The 18,765-nt window shown below is 42.8% G+C and carries 11 protein-coding genes, 2 tRNA genes and 1 rRNA gene; 5 read left to right on the plus strand and 9 right to left on the minus strand.

Annotated elements, in window-relative coordinates; all coding sequences use genetic code 11:
* Positions 1-99 precede the first annotated feature (99 nt).
* The 3 genes from ODOSP_RS06220 to ODOSP_RS06230 all read right to left on the minus strand — a co-directional run bounded on the left by ODOSP_RS06220 (position 100) and on the right by ODOSP_RS06230 (position 1,982).
* Positions 100-173, minus strand: a tRNA-Ala gene (locus tag ODOSP_RS06220).
* Positions 174-246: 73 nt separating this feature from the next.
* Positions 247-320 (minus strand) — tRNA-Ile (locus ODOSP_RS06225).
* 138 nt (positions 321-458) lie between these two features.
* Positions 459-1,982 (minus strand): 16S ribosomal RNA (locus tag ODOSP_RS06230).
* 806 nt (positions 1,983-2,788) lie between these two features.
* Here ODOSP_RS06230 and ODOSP_RS20155 point away from each other — a divergent pair.
* From ODOSP_RS20155 to ODOSP_RS06245, 4 genes are all read left to right on the plus strand, one after another.
* The gene (locus ODOSP_RS20155) at positions 2,789-3,010 is read left to right on the plus strand and encodes a hypothetical protein (RefSeq protein WP_228026176.1); all 222 of its coding nucleotides are present in this window, start codon (positions 2,789-2,791) and stop codon (positions 3,008-3,010) included.
* A gap of 243 nt (positions 3,011-3,253) precedes the next feature.
* Positions 3,254-4,819 carry an IS21 family transposase gene (istA, locus tag ODOSP_RS06235; protein WP_013611164.1) on the plus strand — a complete coding sequence of 522 codons (1,566 nt, stop codon included), beginning with the start codon at positions 3,254-3,256 and terminating at the stop codon, positions 4,817-4,819.
* 11 nt (positions 4,820-4,830) lie between these two features.
* Positions 4,831-5,619, plus strand: coding sequence for an IS21-like element helper ATPase IstB (gene istB, locus ODOSP_RS06240; protein WP_013611521.1), 789 nt, complete (start codon positions 4,831-4,833; stop codon positions 5,617-5,619).
* 436 nt (positions 5,620-6,055) lie between these two features.
* Complete coding sequence (locus ODOSP_RS06245; protein WP_013611522.1) at positions 6,056-7,351, plus strand: HNH endonuclease; 1,296 nt, start codon at positions 6,056-6,058, stop codon at positions 7,349-7,351.
* A gap of 198 nt (positions 7,352-7,549) precedes the next feature.
* Here the strand turns inward: ODOSP_RS06245 and ODOSP_RS06250 are convergent, their stop codons facing one another.
* Positions 7,550-8,467 (minus strand): CRISPR-associated protein Cas7, encoded by a 918-nt coding sequence (locus tag ODOSP_RS06250; protein WP_118108348.1) that lies wholly within the window; start codon positions 8,465-8,467, stop codon positions 7,550-7,552.
* Here ODOSP_RS06250 and ODOSP_RS06255 point away from each other — a divergent pair.
* Complete coding sequence (locus ODOSP_RS06255; protein WP_013611523.1) at positions 8,453-8,980, plus strand: very short patch repair endonuclease; 528 nt, start codon at positions 8,453-8,455, stop codon at positions 8,978-8,980. The genes ODOSP_RS06250 and ODOSP_RS06255 overlap by 15 nt on opposite strands.
* Here the strand turns inward: ODOSP_RS06255 and ODOSP_RS06260 are convergent.
* The 5 genes from ODOSP_RS06260 to ODOSP_RS06280 are packed head-to-tail and all read right to left on the minus strand — an operon-like array spanning position 8,970 to position 18,545.
* Positions 8,970-11,183 carry a DUF2357 domain-containing protein gene (locus ODOSP_RS06260; RefSeq protein ID WP_013611524.1) on the minus strand — a complete coding sequence of 738 codons (2,214 nt, stop codon included), beginning with the start codon at positions 11,181-11,183 and terminating at the stop codon, positions 8,970-8,972. The two genes, ODOSP_RS06255 and ODOSP_RS06260, sit on opposite strands and share 11 nt — an antisense overlap.
* A gap of 1 nt (position 11,184) precedes the next feature.
* On the minus strand, positions 11,185-12,936 hold the full coding sequence (locus tag ODOSP_RS06265) for an MrcB family domain-containing protein (protein WP_013611525.1): 1,752 nt from the start codon (positions 12,934-12,936) through the stop codon (positions 11,185-11,187).
* Entirely contained in the window at positions 12,936-14,609 is a 1,674-nt protein-coding gene (locus tag ODOSP_RS06270) for a response regulator receiver domain (protein ID WP_013611526.1), read from the minus strand. The genes ODOSP_RS06265 and ODOSP_RS06270 overlap by 1 nt, the downstream gene beginning before the upstream one ends.
* Complete coding sequence (locus ODOSP_RS06275) at positions 14,603-17,500, minus strand: ATP-binding protein (RefSeq protein WP_013611527.1); 2,898 nt, start codon at positions 17,498-17,500, stop codon at positions 14,603-14,605. Before ODOSP_RS06275 ends, ODOSP_RS06270 begins: the two co-directional genes overlap by 7 nt.
* Entirely contained in the window at positions 17,466-18,545 is a 1,080-nt protein-coding gene (locus ODOSP_RS06280) for a DNA cytosine methyltransferase (RefSeq protein ID WP_013611528.1), read from the minus strand. The genes ODOSP_RS06275 and ODOSP_RS06280 overlap by 35 nt, the downstream gene beginning before the upstream one ends.
* Between the last annotated feature and the right edge of the window lie 220 nt (positions 18,546-18,765).

The raw sequence follows: 18,765 nt of genomic DNA on the forward strand, positions 1-18,765 counted from the left end.
TCGTAAAACATTTATATAATTTCTGTTTTTGCTCATTGTTGTGGAATATATTTTTCCATCTTTCCAGTATGTCAAAGAACTGTGTCCTTACGGACTCTGTGGAGAATAAGGGAGTCGAACCCTTGACCTCCTGCGTGCAAAGCAGGCGCTCTAGCCAACTGAGCTAATCCCCCGAAGAAGTTACAAGCATGAAGGCTATATGCTAAAAGCTTATTGCATTTAGCTTTTCACTTTCGGGCTTTTGAGTAGTCCCTCGCGGAGTTGAACCGCGGACCTCTACATTATCAGTGTAGCGCTCTAACCAACTGAGCTAAGAGACTGACTAAGGCTATCAGCTTGAAGGCTACACGCTAAAGGCACTAAGCCTTCCGGCTTTTAGCTTTTTAGCTTCCTAGCTGTCAGCTTATGGTAAAGGTTGAAGGTTTTGCCAGCAAGTGCAGATAATAACTGATCTCCAGAAAGGAGGTGTTCCAGCCGCACCTTCCGGTACGGCTACCTTGTTACGACTTAGCCCCAGTTACCAGTTTTGCCCTAGGCCGATCCTCGCGGTTACGGACTTCAGGCACCCCCGGCTTCCATGGCTTGACGGGCGGTGTGTACAAGGCCCGGGAACGTATTCACCGCGCCATGGCTGATGCGCGATTACTAGCGAATCCAACTTCATGGAGTCGGGTTACAGACTCCAATCCGAACTACGACCGGCTTTTGAGATTGGCATCCAGTCACCTGGTAGCGGCCCTCTGTACCGGCCATTGTAACACGTGTGTAGCCCTGGGTGTAAGGGCCGTGCTGATTTGACGTCATCCCCGCCTTCCTCTCACCTTACGGTGGCAGTCCCGTTAGAGTGCTCATCATTACATGCTAGCAACTAACGGTAAGGGTTGCGCTCGTTATGGGACTTAACCCGACACCTCACGGCACGAGCTGACGACAACCATGCAGCACCTTGAAAAACGCTCCGAAGAGAATATCTGTTTCCAAATACGGCATTTCCCATTTAAACCCAGGTAAGGTTCCTCGCGTATCATCGAATTAAACCACATGTTCCTCCGCTTGTGCGGGCCCCCGTCAATTCCTTTGAGTTTCATCGTTGCCGACGTACTCCCCAGGTGGCTCACTTAATACTTTCGCTTAATCCCGTACAATATATCGCACAGAACCAGTGAGCATCGTTTACGGCGTGGACTACCAGGGTATCTAATCCTGTTCGCTACCCACGCTCTCGTGCATCAGCGTCAGTTACAGTCTGGTAAGCTGCCTTCGCTATCGGAGTTCTAAGTTATATCTATGCATTTCACCGCTACTTAACTTATTCCGCCTACCTCGTCTGTACTCCAGTTTACCAGTATTAATGGCACAATTGAGTTTAGCTCAAATATTTAACCACTAACTTAATAAACCGCCTACGCACCCTTTAAACCCAATAAATCCGGATAACGCTCGCATCCTCCGTATTACCGCGGCTGCTGGCACGGAGTTAGCCGATGCTTATTCATAAGGTACAGGCATCATTCTACACGTAGAACTTATTCTTCCCTTATAAAAGAGGTTTACAACCCATAGGGCAGTCTTCCCTCACGCGACTTGGCTGGTTCAGACTTACGTCCATTGACCAATATTCCTCACTGCTGCCTCCCGTAGGAGTTTGGACCGTGTCTCAGTTCCAATGTGGGGGACCTTCCTCTCAGAACCCCTACCTATCATCGTCTTGGTGGGCTGTTACCCCGCCAACTAACTAATAGGACGCATGCCCATCCGATACCTTGAACATTTAACTCCCATCCCAGGCAGGATAAAAGTACTATGGGGTGTTAATCCACGTTTCCATGGGCTATACCCCGGTATCAGGCAGGTTGCATACGCGTTACTCACCCGTGCGCCGGTCGCCATCAAGGTATTGCTACCTCATGCTGCCCCTCGACTTGCATGTGTTAAGCCTGTCGCTAGCGTTCATCCTGAGCCAGGATCAAACTCTTCATAGTAATAAAACTTTTTAAAATTATCTCTTTCGCTCAGTCATTATATCCGTTGAATCTCTTCTCGGACTCGCACTTGCTGTTTGTTTTCAAACCTTTCAATATCTTTAAGAACTCTTTTTGCTTCTCTTTTACCCGCCCCACTTACGAGGCGAAAGCGGATGCAAAGATAAATACTTTTACATATTCCCTCCAAATCTTTCCGCACTTTTTTTTCAAACTTTTTTTTCGGAACCGCCGTAGAAGAAAGCTTCTGCAGGCTTCATCCGCAAAAGATGAAAAACACATCAGTCAAAATGTTTCAGAACGTCCGCTTCGTTTCGGAAAGCGGCTGCAAAGGTAAGGACTTTTTCATTACTTCCAAACTTTTCAAAAGAAATTTTTGAAGTTTTTTTTCAGAACCCGACCAGGGCAATATCCTGAAGAACTCTGCACAACATAAAAACCTGTAAGCCAACACATCCTACCCTCTCACCTCCTCCGTTTGTTCAATACATCGGTTCCTGATTGCGGCTGCAAAGATAGCATCATTAATACCCCAGTTCCAAATTTTTTATACACTTTTTTTCAAAAAATCTATCATTTAGGTATAAGTAATTGGCTATCAACAGTCGAATGAGTCATGAAATGCAGTAGGTAATGATTTAGCGACCTATCTTCTGCAATAATATACAATGCTTTGTGTACCTTGAATAACCTACTTCAAAGGTAATACTATCTACGGAGAAAGACGAAACTTTCTCTGTTTTTCTTTTCTGACGGCTCTCTATTCAGTCAGCTGATTCTATTTTTTCGTCTTATTGCTGATTGTTGTGGCAGTCTTACTTGTGAAGGCTGCCTTTCATTTTTTCGCTCTATCCTCTGCGGTGTTCCTCTCCACGTTCCATTCTATGTATTCGCATCGGGATCGGTTGTTCGTTGTCAGCGGCAAAGGTAGTTCCGGGCTTTCACGTACAAAAAAGGTCGGGGCGGCAAGCCGTTTAGGCGACAATCTCCACACTTCCATTTCATTGCAGGTAGTATTCTCGCCGTAAAACCTTGTTTGTCCTAAGCCCTACCTTTTTAAGCCCCTGAAACGAAAACGACCGACCCGTGGAAAAGCCACGCGACTTTGACCCTTTTGGCCACGCAGGATTGTCCCCTTTGGTTACAATATGATTGACCCTTTTGGCCAAAATCGCATTGACCACTTAGTTTACCTATTGTCATAGATTTTTTTGTGTAGATTTGAGTACCCGAGTCCTGGTGTAACGGGGACGATAATAAAATCTATACAAATGGATAAACGAATCAAAAACATTTTAAGATGTTATGCGGTCGGCATGGGAATCAAGGAAACGGCGTCCACGTTTCATACTTCCCGTAATACTGTCCGCAAGTATGTCCGCTTGTTCCTTTCAAGCGGCAAGAGCATTGAACAGCTTCTTTCCCTACCCGATGGGCAGTTGGATGAACTGTTCGGCTGTACGGAGTCCCGGCATCGGGAACCTTCTTCCAGAAGGATCGAACTGGATGCCTTGCTTCCCGGATATGTATCCCGCCTGTCACGCAAAGGCATGAGTGTCCGAAAACTGTTCAAGGAATACCATGCCGAATATCCGGACGGTTTCCGGTTGTCTTCCTTCAAACGGGCTGTCCGTCAGTACAAGTTTCACATCAAGGTCGTCGGTCATGTCGAGCACTATGCCGCAGACCAGATGTATATTGACTTTGCCGGTGATAGGCTTGAAGTCGTTGATGAAATGACAGGTGAGACGAAAAAGGCCGAGGTGTTCGTCGCCATTCTTCCGTTCAGCCATTATACCTACTGCGAGGCCGTATGGTCCCAACGCAAGGAAGACCTGATAAAGGCATGCGAGAATGCCATGCAATATTTTGAAGGCGTTCCTGCGGCTATCGTCCCCGACAATTTGAAGGCGGCCGTTACACGCAGCGACCGCAACGAGCCTGCCATCAATGATGATTTCGCCGCTTTTGCCGAACATTACGGCTGTGCGGTCTATCCTGCCCGTGTACGCCACCCCAAGGACAAGGCCTTGGTTGAAAATGCCGTAAAGCTCCTTTACCGTTCCATTTACCTTGATATGGAGGGAATGACATTCTCCAGCCTGGAGGATCTCAATACCGCTATCCGTATCTCCCTGCTTGATTTCAATGAAAAGGTGATGGCCGGACGGGAGATGTCACGCAAGAAAATGTTCCTTCAGGGAGAGAAGGACTATCTTCGACCGCTTCCCGTGAAACGTTACGTGGTGAAAGAAAGGAAGCTAATGACTGTCGGGAATAACTCTTACGTCTCGTTGTTCAAACACCATTACAGCGTTCCAAAGGAGTATGTAGGCAGGCGCATGACGATTCTCTATGATGCCGACACGGTGGAAATCTACTGTGGCATGAGCCTTGTCTCCACCCATGACCGCTGTGACATTCCTTACGCTTATTCCTGGAAAAAGGAGCACAACCTGCCGGGACACTATGGTCCCTATGACAAGGACTTGGAGGAACTCTTCCGGCGTGCCTCGGAAATAGACAATATTGTATTGAACTATCTACGGGAAGTGGAGCGTGCCATGCAATATCCACCCAAAGCGTTCAGGTCATGCCGTGGCATCCTGACCCTGGAGAAAAAATACGGTCGTGACCGTCTGGTTGCGGCTTGTGCATGTGCGGACCAGAAGTTGCAATACGGATATCAGGCCTTGCGCGAGGTGCTTGAACTGGGAGAAGATGCGGATTTCCTTCCCGATGAGGACGGGAAAGTACAGCCCAACGTGACTTCCCCGGCTCCATTGACCCACAAAAATATACGTGGACGTGAATATTACAGAAAGGACAAACAATAAAACTCATATTTATGGAAGTAAACAATAAAACAGCTCCCGTAACGGGACAACAAGACCAGAATACCATATCACTGGATTTAATGAACCGCATGAAATTGCATGGTATGGCAGAGGCTTTCAGGGAAAGTCTTGCCGGTACCACTCCGCAATCCATGACTGCGGACATGTTCCTGTCCATGCTCCTTGCACGCGAATGGGACTATCGTGCACAGGCTGCCATTGCACGGCTTACCAAGAATGCGGCATTCCGCTACAAGGCCTATATTGAACAGATTGACTATGCCACGAACCGGGGGCTGGAGCGCAACCAGATGGAACGTCTCGCCACCCTTGATTTTGTGCATAAGGCACAGAACCTTTTCATTACCGGTTCTTCAGGAACGGGGAAAAGCTATCTGGCCTGTGCCCTCGGCCACGAAGCATGCAAAAGGGGATTCCGGACCTTCTATGCCAATGCCCCGAAACTGCTCGGTGCGCTGAAAGTCGCCAAAGTCAAAGGTACACTTGAAACGGAACTCAAGAAGATTGAGCGCTGCCAACTACTCATCCTTGACGACCTGTTCATCGTACCGCTTGACGCAAAGGAGCGTCCCATACTGCTTGAAATCATCGAGGACAGGCATGAACGGAAATCCATCATCATCACATCGCAGTACCCATCCTCCAATTGGTATGACATGGTAGGTGACCCGACAATAGCCGATGCAATCCTTGATCGTATCATACATACAGCTCATACCATAGAGCTATATGGTGAAAGTATGCGAAAGTTAAGGTCTAAGAAAAACGAGAAATTTTAAAAGGGTAAAATAAAATTGACCCCCAACACCAGGACTTTAAAGGGTCAATCATATTGTAGCCAAAGGTGGGCAAATCCTGCGTGGCCAAAAGGGTCAAAGTCGCGTGGCTTTTCCACGTACCGCTATTGAAGTTTCTGCAGAATACATAGAAACAACAACCATGTACCACTCACAAGGCAGAGTATGACACAATGAAAATGATATTATGTATTTGCTTTTATTTTCTTTTGGACAGCATATTTTTGTCCCCCGTTTGTCCCTCAAAGGCATTTTGACACATAAACATATATTGATTATCAGTATATTACACAATCAAAATACATTTCACATCGGTAAATGCGAATCCGATAGTTGCGCTTTCTATTCAGCAATCAATTAAAGGTAAACTGAAAATAAGCTATTTAAAAATAATTATAAAACAGCCATTCCCGTTGTAATGAAAACCGATATAATACCTTATCAAAAAATGACAGCAGAAGCCATATTATATAAAGAAAACGATCCCCTTCTGCGATATGCTATTTATAAAGCATACAAATATCGATGTGCATACACAGGTAAATTTCTTTATGATTACTCATCCATGCATCTTGATCATATTATACCACAGAATACTGCCCCTGAAGTACTTCAGGAAAAAATACGGAAATATCATTTAGCAGACGATTTCACTATTGATAGTCTGGAAAATATTTTACCAACCAAATCTTTGCATAATAACAGTCAGAAAAACCGACATCCGTTCAGTGAACCTGCCGAACGATTTTTTTTGGAATATGCACAACGTGGAAAATGGAAAATCGAACGAGAATATAAAATCTTGAAAAAACAATTTGAACTTTCAAAATTGAAAGTATTTGCTGAAGCTCAACTTGTGGAATTCAATTTATTACCTCCGGAGGTATACAAGGCAAGCAGGAAAGTTACAAACTCGCTTTCAATACATAATCATTTCTGGCGGTCAACAGAAAATATAGCACTTAATGGTTTCCTGCCCTCGAAATTGAAGGAAGAGGGAAGTTGTGTTATTTCTTTTTGTAACCGGACAATCATGATCACCCTGGATCATAAGAGCATTCTTCAACTCATAAACAAACTGGAAACATATTCTCTGAATGATATTATACTTCGGGGACATTCCTATCAGAATACGAAGACATTCGTAGTACTAGGTAACAATGCAGTCCATTTAGAAAATGCAGTTTATGAAGAATTGCTCGATATTCTTCAGGATTATTTAAAAGTGTATTCGGAAGAATACAGCAAATTCCAAAAGTATATCGGGGCAGAAAATTTTTCTTTTTACAAAGATACCAATGATTATATGTTATTGGAAACAAGCCGGGAGAATTGGCGTAAGTTAATCCAATACGCCAGGAAATTCGATACAGAGCAAGGAACAACATCAGAATATTGTTTCAATTCCAATGATCATCATCTTTTAGCCATTTCAGCACAAAACAATATAAAGTTCCGTCTTTTACCAGCTAATTCTATCAAAAACGAAGATTCATTTTTATTCCCCGATGATCAATTATGCATTTTATGGGAAATACCCGATACCGGAAGCAGAAAAGCCATCGAAACAGGAGATGTATGGACTGCACAGCAGACTTATGAATGGCTGCAAAAGTTACTTCAGCAATTTACAGACGAAAGCCCGGATGCCGATCAAGCCGTTCCCGGCAAACAGAGATTTTTCAGGAAAATGCTGGATTTCTTTTTTAAATAGATATTCCCAAAGTCCTATTAAAAAAACGCTTGACAAGGGGGGTACATGACCAACTACAATTTCAATTCTATCAAGTTCAATTTAGAATATGGTCTTGGAGGGAAACCTGTTAGCCGTAGCTTATTTCAATTCTGCCAGTTCTCATTAATCCCCTGCCAGGTAACCAAAATCACCTGGCAGGAACTGTTTCTATGTGCCTTATTGATTCTCATAATCAAACGCCAATATCATATCCGTCAGCTTCTTCTCCGCTTCTTCCAAAGCAGTTGCCCTTTCATTCACCGTAACCACATAACTCGCACAGGGCAACGTCACAAACACTTCGGCCCCTGCTGTCTCGTCAATGATTAATTTCGCTTTGGGCTTGTCGCCTTCTTCAATCAGTTTGGTCCGGATGGCCCCGGCAATATGGTTTGCATTATCACTTACAGCAAGCGCTAATGTCTCCATCAGACTAAAAGTACGGGCCTGATTGGAAGTAATCCGCCAATTGATCAAAGCATTTGCCAATACAGGAATGATCTTTTCTCTTTCAGCCTTCGGCATGACCAGACATTCTCCGAAAACATTTTTCGATTTCACCCACCCTTCAGCTTCCAGGGCAGTAATCATCTCCGGGGACAATTCCGGTTCATGCTGATTGGTGGTAACGCAAAATAAAGCCCTCAAATCAATAGCCATGTCAGCAACAAACAAACCTGTTGCCCGGGTATTGTCAGGAATCCAAATCCGTTTGGTTAAAGTACGGTTATTATTCTGCAAATATGCCTCTATTTCTTCCTTTGTCATTAAACGGTCACTACCCTCTATCCGTACATTAACCGGATGCCACTCAGGCCGGTCACTACGGTCAAAGGTGATATTCTCTTTATCCCGTTCGAGGCCTCCCAATAAAGGATGAATGGGACGCATCGCAGATACCGACAAAGGACTCCGGCGTTTTAAAGCAACCATATCCTTTCCAGCCCGCATCCAGCCTCCAATCAACTGGTCGATATACCTGGGATCACAGGGAGCCCAGGTTTCTTTATTTTCCAGACCATCTTTTTTCGTTATATTATAGAAAAAAACTATCTTTGAATATAAATTGATTGTTACCCTATGACCGACGTTCATTCCCGGGAAACCCGAAGCTACAATATGTCCCGGATCAGAAGCAAAAATACCAAACCGGAACTTATTGTACGGAAGTATCTTTTCAATAAAGGCTTCCGTTACCGGGTGAACGTAAAAAAACTTCCGGGAAAACCGGATATTGTTTTTACCAAATACAAAACCGTAATTTTCATCAACGGGTGTTTCTGGCACGGACACGAAAATTGCCCGAAAGCACATATTCCGAAAACTAAAACTGAATGGTGGACAGAGAAAATCAGGAAAAATCAGGAGCGTGACCTTCAGGAACACACCCTACTGAAACAACAGGGTTGGCGGGTTCTGGTAGTCTGGGAATGCCAGTTGGTTCCTAAAAAACGGGAACAGACATTACTGGCCCTGGAAGGTGTTCTTTCCGGACAGATATTGGAATTTTACCGGAAAACACAATCTTATATCAGAGAAACCAATGAATTACCCCAAGTTGCAGAACCTGAACTTCCTTACAATTCCCCCCGCAATACTATGGAGTAATTTTTATCTTCTTTCCAACCGGATGAGTCAGGGATTTCAAATTCACATACCGGTACGGATTTACATTATCCAATACAAAATATTCATCTTCCCCTATCACATATTTTTTTCCTAACCTCACCACCAAACGTTCTGAAGGATCATTTTTATACAAAGGATGGGAAGAAGCATAAATCTCATTTCTTTTCTGCACGGAATATCCTTCTATTTCGTAATAACAAACAACTCCTTTCCCGGGAAAATAAGGGGCAAAATAACGGAGTTTTCTTTTCCCGAACTGAGCAGGTATCCGCTCCCCGCTCACATATTTTTGCTGATACAAACGCTCCCAGTCCTCCGGAGGGATACGAGTGACACCAACTAAAACATCCGGATTAGGACATTCATACAACATTCCTTTCTGCGGAATAATTTCTTCCATGACTTTATCCGTTTCCTTCACTAATAAAGATCCGACAAAACCTTGTAACAATTCCCTGAGCTCTTTGTTATCCGAGTGGGGGGTTAAAGGGAAAGCCCCGATATTCACCTCTCCTACCGATAAATAATAACGTTGTTTTCTGATTTCTTCCGCTTTTCCATCCCCGGGAAACAGAATATAACCACCAATCACTTCTTTTTTCAAAGGTTCATCCTTCTGTGCCTTATCCTTAAAAAATATGGCATCCCGGTAACGGTGCATCTGGTTTATGGCGTCATCAGGCGGCAGATCCGGTTCACAACCATCTTTATCTGACTTTAGCCGGTACTTTGCATCAAATAAATAAGTCAGCGTATACTCCTGGTGCAAATCATTCGGAGTAATACGAAGTATAATATCAGGCTGCTGGGGAACGGTTACAGATACGGTATCCGGTAATTGGGAAGCAACATCTTCAGAAGTGAATTTAGGATTATAATACAAATCAATCAAAGAATTATCTTCCCGGATAAATTGTATGCGGGATGCCGTTCCTTTGTGGAACTCAAATACAAATTTTCCGTCTGCCTGAACAGTCCTGATCCGGTCGGGAGATATACCTGTTTCCTCTTCTATCATTTTTTTCAGCATGATGAAACACCATACTTCATACAAATGTGCAATATCTTTCGTTTCCATCTGATGCATACCATCCAGCATCCTGTAAGCACATTTCAGCATAATCCAATACCTGCAGACGGCAGCATACCCGGGTGCCCTCTGTAAAACCAATGATTCCTGGCGCACTCCGCGGAAACGTCCCACGGCACGGAAAAAAGGATGGGAATATAATTTCTTTAATACCTCTCCGGTCTCTTCCATTTCCAGAACGGCCTCTCCGGATAACTTCTTTTTGTATTTACCCTGAATCCGTTTTTCCAGCAACAAGTAACGGCCTGTTACCCTTCCCAGTACATATTTCAAAAACCTGTTTTCAGTAGTATCTGCAGATAAATTCTGACTTGAACAACGGTACAAATGTTTTTCATCCTCCCGGTAAATAGCATATTCTTCTTCCTGAGCCGGAGAAAAACGGCGGATCCGGGCAGCCCTCTTATATTCCGTACATTCCAGCAACCTCCGGGAAGGATGTGTCAGAATCCTTTTGCAGGCCTGTAAAAATCCTGACTGAATACTTCTGAATATATTCCACCAGATCACTTCAGGTCCGGTGGCATCGCAAGGCTGTTCCCTGAAATTCAGATAAGTTTTACGCAAATAATCCAGTACATATTTCGGATATTCCTCTTCTATATCCTGTAAAATACTTTTCAGATCATTCTTATAATCCAATTTTACAGGAAAAACTTCAAACCACAATATAAAACTGCAGGCTTCCCCGTTTATTTCATACCGGAACTCCAACTGACTCTTGCCGATGTCATTTCCGAAATTCAGACCGCCATACAGATTACCGTTTCTGAAAACAAAGCTCCCGTTTGTTTCTTTCAGCAAAGAAAATACACGGGCATTTTTCACAACAGACCTGTCACGGAAAGTAAGCATAAAATCATAAGCCGTATTTTCAAAAAATACAACCGGAGCATCCTCACTTTTTCCGGCAGCTTTCTCTGTCCCGTCAGGCTGACTTACATAGATTTTTTCAGGTATCCCGGAGCTTCCCGTCCAATCATAACCGGTCACTAACACCTGTTTCTTTTCAGCCCGCCTGACATTCTCCGTATACTTAGCAGAATCTATAAAAAGTTCAAAATCCCTGTGTTCAACCCTCAGCACCTGCATATTAAGACCAATAAGATATATATCCGCTTATTTTCCCCCTTTCCTTCATTTCTTCAATTTTTCCGGCTGAAATACCATCCTTCCGGACTATGCCTTTCAGCTTATCAAGTATTCCCCCGGCTATTTCATTTTCGCCTTCGATTCTTGATAATATCTTCATAGCCGTCATCTCGTCAAGCCAAATATCATATTTTTCAATATTCCCCTTATCCAGTGCTGCATTTATGATTCCGTAAATCATAAATTCATTACGGATCCGGTAAGCAATCTTAAAAGGAGTCTTATCCAAAGCCTCATTTATTCTCTCCAGATAATCCAATATTATATCACAAAGCGGTTGATTTACTCCGTATACATCCTTCCCCTCAGCATACTTTCCGATAACATCATTCGGATTAACCAAATGATTTTCCGGCAGAAATTGCTTCTCCCTAAATTCTTTTTTCAGATCGACCTCATTCATTTCAATTGTCATCGCCCGGTCCAACACCTTCCGGCTGAAAGAATAGGTTGTTTCATCCATATTTACCGTACCCATCACAATCAGATTGGAGGGAATGGAAATTCCTTCCCGCAAAAAACGTTTTTTCAATTCTGTTATCCGTTCCTGATCTGACAAACCGTCTTGTGCCAGTAATTCATCCACCAATTGATGGTAAACCTTCCCATCACATTCTTTCACCAATAACGGATCGGTAACAATCTCCCCGTCTGTCAGCTTCCGGGTTTCAATCACACTCAGATATTCTGCAAAATACTGTTCCACCGGAGCCAGATTCATTTCATCCAGACAAAGGAAGAAAGGAATCTCCCGAAAATACCAGGCTTTTACTAAAAATTGCAGGAAAGGGGTTATCACATAAGAAGGGCCTGCACTTCCGATCCTTGAAACATACCCCATCAGTTCCGTTGAATCGTGCCAGTTCGGCCGCACCTGGATAATTTCGTAATTCCCAGGCTTTTGTTTGTTCTGTAATTCTGCCAAACAACAGCTCCGTTGAGCCAATTCCCTTACAATACGGGATTTCCCGGTCCCGGAAATTCCGGCAAGCAAAACAAAAGGTTTTGTCTGAATAGCTGTAAAATATTTACGGTAGGGATCGGAATAGGCAAGCGGATAAGCTTCTGCAAATGAAAAATCTTTTTGAAAAATTTCTTTCTTGTACATTTTATATAGGGTAAGATACTTTTTCAGAATTACTTCCAAACTGTTATAATTTTTTGTGGTCCAATCCCACAAACTATAATAAATCACCCCTTCTTTATAACGAACATCCGCAACATCCAGATTATTATCCGTTTGTAATATTTTATCTTCAATATTTAATAATTCCCGGATATATCCGCGGCGACTGACAATCTCCTTTACGCTCAATCTGCTCCCGAATTTACAGGGGATCGTTGTTCCCTGAATCAAAGCAATATAAACCTTTTGCAGATCAGAAGAAAATAAAAACACGATATATACTCCTTCTGTCGTTGTATGTGTAATCTCACTATCCAGAACAGCAATCCAAGGAGTTTTGGTTAACAGCCCTGCCCCAACAGACCCCTTTATCTTATAATTTTCCCAATCAACGAATAAACGCAGAACTTCGGGAATATCAGAAGTTATATACTTTCTGACATCCGGTTCCAAAGCAGAAACCTTCTGACCAACATTTTTTAAATAAATCTCCCGGTTTTGTATAAATAATCCGAATAAACGATTTATCCGGACTAAAAGAACTTCTGTTTCATTTGTTCCCTTCATTATTCCTTCATTTTATGAGGTAAGTCGACTCCCATTCTCAAGGCCCGGTTAAAAGTAGCATTAATCACCCGTTGGGAAAAAATGTCTTTCTGATTCCCAATATATACCAACTTATTAGGAGCACCGTTAACCGTAACAGGAATAGGAATATTTACGTTGAAAATATGCTCTTTGATATAAAGAGTAAAAAAATTCAGATTCCATTTAACCACCTCATTCCCGCTCAAAAAAGAAAAGTGTTCTTCTTCAGTCTTTTCCAATGCACGGGAAAGCTTAGAAACTTTAATTCCGCCCGTAAAAGCAAAGTTATAATTTATTTTCTGTTCCGGCCGTAAAGCATCACATCCCTGCGTAATACAAATCACATACTCCATATCGGTATTCTCCTTTCCCTCTTCCACAGGCGAGGTCAATCTGAAAATATCCCCGCCCTTCAATTGATGCATCTCAGCAGGCAGTTTATCCTTATCCGTAAAGGTCAGGAAACAATTCAATTCTGCTAACTGTTTCGGTGTAGGTACTTCCGGCTCTTCTTCATACAACAGAGCATTCAGTTCCGATAACTGAGTATTTTCCGTCATCTCCTGAACAATATGTCCGGCAAAACAGGTAACGATATACGACATCAGGCTTTCTTCCTTATCCAGCTTATAATTACTGGCATGATAAACCAATGCCTTTTCATCCAGCCCTCCTAAACCTTTCCCCACCATACACAGCCTTTTGTGCAATACCTCTTTCAACCGCAACGACAATAACAAGGAGCGGATATTAGGCACTCCGGATATTACCTGACATATCCGGTCATACACATCATCCGGTGAAATGCCGGTCCCGGTCCCTTTTTTATTCAGGATGAATACAAGCGTATTATTTACCAGTAAAGCAGGAACCTCCGCTTTTACGGGCATAACCGCAAATTCACCCGGCTCCCTTTGACAGAAAAAATATCCTTTCTTATAGCATTCATACCAGATATAGAACTCCTCAGAATTATTAAATCCGGCTTCCAGGATTAATTCAGAGGAAAAAAAAGAGCACAATTTTTTCCATTCCGGCAGCAACTTTGTTACCTGCAGCTTGATACTTTCTCCGATTTCTCTCCGGCGGTGAGGATATAACGAATAACCGTCTGTTTCCTCACCCAAAACTGCCCTAAGATCATCTGCCGTACAGTCACTTTCTATTTCCTTCAGAAACTTATCCGTTTTTTCAATCAGTCCTTCCAGTTTCTTCTCCTGTTCCTCTGCCGTTCCGAAATTTCTGAAATAAGAAAACACCTGTCCTGCAATATTATTGATATTCTCCTCCTGAGTATATAAAGTCACAAACTGTACATAATCACATTCCACAGCTTTCTGCAGCACTTTCAGGGCATCGGTATATTTAACCTGACTTTCAGGATCCAATTCCCAGTCCAGAATCAGCAGTTCCTTATTATTAAACAGATATTCCTGATCTTCCAGAAAAGTATCGTATCCTTTAAAATTATATATATCTAAATCACATTTCCCGTTTACCCGGAAAGAGCGGTACAAACAGGCAGGAAATTCTATATTCAAGGATTCCTTTCCAGAAGTCGTCTGATAAGGTTCCTGATACTGATCGTCAATACACACAGCCGATTGTATTGCCCCGGATACAATCGCCTTAATCTGTCCCGTTTCTAACATAACTCTTCTTTATAAGGACGGATGATAAAACATGCACCTCCCAGTTTATTATCATTTTGCTCATTACTTGCCAGAATATCCAATCCCACAGAACGGAGAATCATCCGGGCCAGATAAAGCCCGATCCCGCGCCCTTCTCTTTTACGGGTGAAGAAAAGAGTAAAAATATCATCCAGTATCCGGTCGTCGATACGTTCACCATTATTCATAACCAGGATTTCTTCCGTTGCCGGACGGTAATCGATCCGTATTTTCCGGTCTTCCACCGGAATAAGCCAATACAAAGCATTATTGATGACATTGATAAAAACAGAAGTAATTACCGACTCATAACTGAAAAAAGTATATCCCAGAAAAGCAGGGCAACCTTTCAAATCAATCTGATATTGTCTGAGTTTTTCAGAAAAGAAAGCCTGCATACCGGACAAAACATATGCCCCTGTAAATTCCGTCCTTTGCCGGCGTGTTGTCCGGTATAAAGGTTTCAGCATCTTATAATTAGCTTCCATGTGCTGGAAAGAAATCTGTAACTGGGAACAAATATCCTGAATTTCAGGATGTTCTCCGGCATAATCTCTCAGGAAATTGACAGATTGTGCCATCTTGGCATACAACACATTGAACTCATGGTCAATAATTTCTACAGAAATTCCCAATTGAGCCAATTCATTCGTCATACTCAGCTTATCTTCCAGCTTCTCCTTCTGCTCCATATACCAATTAGTCAGCAAATCATCATCGACTTCAAAATTCAGATTCTCAACATGGTTCAAAAAAGCAGAAAATTTCTGTTCAGCCTGATTTTTCACCTCTTCCCCGGTTGCCAGCACCACATTAATAGCCTGTTCAAAATCTTCCCGGGTTTTAGGCACCTCCGGGATACCTGTCTGTACCTGTTCTTCAAACAAACGGACAAAAGTATTCTGTTCTTCACGGAACAAACTGTCAAATTTACCGGATACGGCATTAAAACGTTTTCTGCATGCAACAATGTAAGCATCGATTCCTTTCATTTCAGCCCGGTATCTTTCCTCATAATCTCTCTGCAGATTCTGAACATCGAAACGCTGACGCACCTTTGCGACTTCCTCTTCACATTCCTTCATTAAAATTTCCGTCCGGGCATATTCCGTTCTATAATCCTCAAACTTCTTTTCCTGTAGCTCAGAAAGTTTTGCCGCCTGTGGTTTATTCAAACGTAAACGGCGCAATTCGGCTTTTTTCTCCTCCAACAAAAACACCAGCTCATTATAGTCATTATACACCAGCTCCAACTTAGCAGTCTCCGCAGTCAGACGCTTCTGCAGCTCATTGATTTCTTCCTGCAGTTGTATAATTCTTCCCCGGTTATTCTTCAATTCCTCAATAAACCGGGATTTGGTATGCTTGGCTTTCTTCTTTTCAGCTTCCTGTATTTTTTTATTTCTGGCTTGAATTTCTTTCAGTTGTTCAGAACGGGAATTCACCTCTGGATTTTCTTTACTGATACTCTTAAAATAAGTCATTGCCAAATCGACAAAAAGCTGTATCAGGTCATTCTTAAATTCCCGGTAAGCCTTATTTTCAATTAAACCTTCCCGTCCGGCCTTATCGATCAGATTCCGGTTACTTTCCCGGCTGATGGCAATATATCCGAACATATTCCGGTGACTAAAGAAATAATAACCGGCACCCTTTGTCCTGCGTTCCTCAAATTTCAGGAAATCGTAATCCACCCGGCCATAAGGCAACACCCGGAAATCATCCCGGTAAATATAGAGACCGCCGAATTTTTCTGTTTTACCGGACATCCTCTGGTATACCTCAGGTACTAATTTAGAACTGTTGGGTGTTCCTTCAAGCACACCCAACTCTAAAGACAATACTCCGTAAGGCGTCCTGCCAGGCAAACGCACCGGACGGAATTTATAATCAAAACTTTCATTAAATACCCTGACCGTACCAGTGAAAAATCCATTTTCATCAAAAGTTCCCCGGATATAATGATCTGCTGACTGAAAGTCTTCCTGACTGAAAAAGTCATTGATAATATTATATTTTCCTCCGGCATCCACCACATTGAATTCGGTTGCAAAATCCGGAAAATTTTTAAATACATTATATAATCCGCTGAGCGAACGTCTGATTTCAGTAACAGCATCGCTTCCATCCCCCGTATCCTTTCCGGCATCCGCCAGCTCCAATAACTGTTCATTGGGTTTGAATATCAGAAAAGTAGTACCATGATATTCAGGACGAAGAAAATCCGGCAAAATTTCTTCAAAAACAAATTCCGGGACCACCAAAGAACGAACATCTTTCCTGATCACGTCCATTAATTCCGGCTGTTCGGTCCATTGTTCATTATCAAAATTTGTCAGGAACTCAGCCAGCATTCCGGTAAAATCCTGCCGGAATCCCTCCGGTTCCGCAAACTCTTTCAACGGGATATTAATATCATCCACAAACAGATTATAATTTTCCAGAATCCGCCAGTCCATAAATAAAAGCTGGCATACCTCCCCTTGCTTTTTGGTAAGCATCAGCATCGGACTACCCAGATAGGCCACAGACAACCGTCCGATACCCTTTTCGCCCATCGGCACCCGGGAAGGCTTACCGAAACGCTCTTTCTCAGTCAGGAAAGAACGTCCGCGGGCCTTGGAATCCGTCCCTAAAACAATCCATTTCTCCAGAATATCTTTTTCCGACATACCGGAACCGTCATCCGTCAAAGTAAAGAACGGAAAGTTATTACCCTTATACCCAGGCAGGTAAAGATTACAAGTCAGTTTCCCGGCATAAGCATCATATCCGTTTTTCCACAATTCAGAAATTGCCGTAGGTAAATCGGCTATTTGTCCCTTACCTAAAAGTTCAATCGCTCTTGCTTTCGTCCTGAATCGTGCCATCGTATTTTTCTTTTAATTCTTTTAATAATAAACCCAGACGCCGGCCGTATTCGGGCGGAACCGCATTACCGATCAGCCGGGCATTAGCTCCGATACTTCCGGCCTTAAACACATAATCCAAAGGAAAAGTCTGCAATGTTGCCCCTTCCCGCAAAGAAAGTCCCCGGTCTTCATCCGGATGGGAAAAACGCCCGCAGGACGTTTTATAAAACATAGTAGTAATAGTAGAAGAAGGTTTATCCCATTTCAACCGCCCATAGACATCTGCAAAGCTGTGATCCTTTCCCACATAACAAGGGAGTTGCAATTCCTTATCATCTTTCCATGCAAGCCGGGAACCACCATCATGGGGGGTCTTCCGCAATCTTTTCAGATTTACTTCGCTCAACCCGGAAACAGTATGCATAAAAGCAGTGTCGTCTTTATGCCCGGCCTCCACCGGAAAAAATCCTTTATCCGCCCCAATAGCATCCTTCAACAATTTTTGCTTAGTATCAGCCACAGGCATGGCAACTTCCCCCAAACGCGAAGCCACTAAAGAAAAACGTCTCCGGGATTGCGGAACCCCGTAATAACTCATATTTACAATATCCCATTTATAATGATACCCTTTTCTATCCAGAAAAGCCAAAAACTCCGGAAGCACGCTGTCCTGCCGGGTTGCTAATCCCGGAACATTCTCCACCAAAATAAATCCCGGATTATAATAATCCGCAAAACGCTTGAAATCCCTTAATAAATCCTTTGATTTCAGCGACTTATCACGGCTTGTATTAATAATCGAATAATATTGGCAGGGACTGCACCCGACCAACACCAGATTATCATCATTCCGGATAAGACCGAACTGTTTTTCAAAATAGTTTTCTTCCAATTTTGTAATGTCTGCCCCAACAAATTTTGTACCCGGATTATTAGCTTCGTAAGTACTTTCACATTCCTCAGCCAAATCAACACCAGCCATAACCTCCACCCCGGCCTGCCTGAGCCCGCACGTCATTCCTCCTCCTCCGCAAAAGAAGTCTATCGCCCGTAATTTAACCATCTGATTCACAACAATAAATAGATATTAAGATCTTATAGTACAAAGATAAGAAAATGCCCTGAATTTTGGCATAATGTATATCAGATTTTTAGTCAAATTGTACTTTCAATCATACTCCACATAAATAAATTTATCCTTTAGTATTATAATTCTATCCTATCAATCATCCTCTGCCACGTTCCCTTAAAGTAATCATAAAAATACCCGACTCCTTGTTTCT

This window comes from Odoribacter splanchnicus DSM 20712, assembly GCF_000190535.1.
In the GTDB taxonomy this organism is placed as follows: domain Bacteria; phylum Bacteroidota; class Bacteroidia; order Bacteroidales; family Marinifilaceae; genus Odoribacter; species Odoribacter splanchnicus.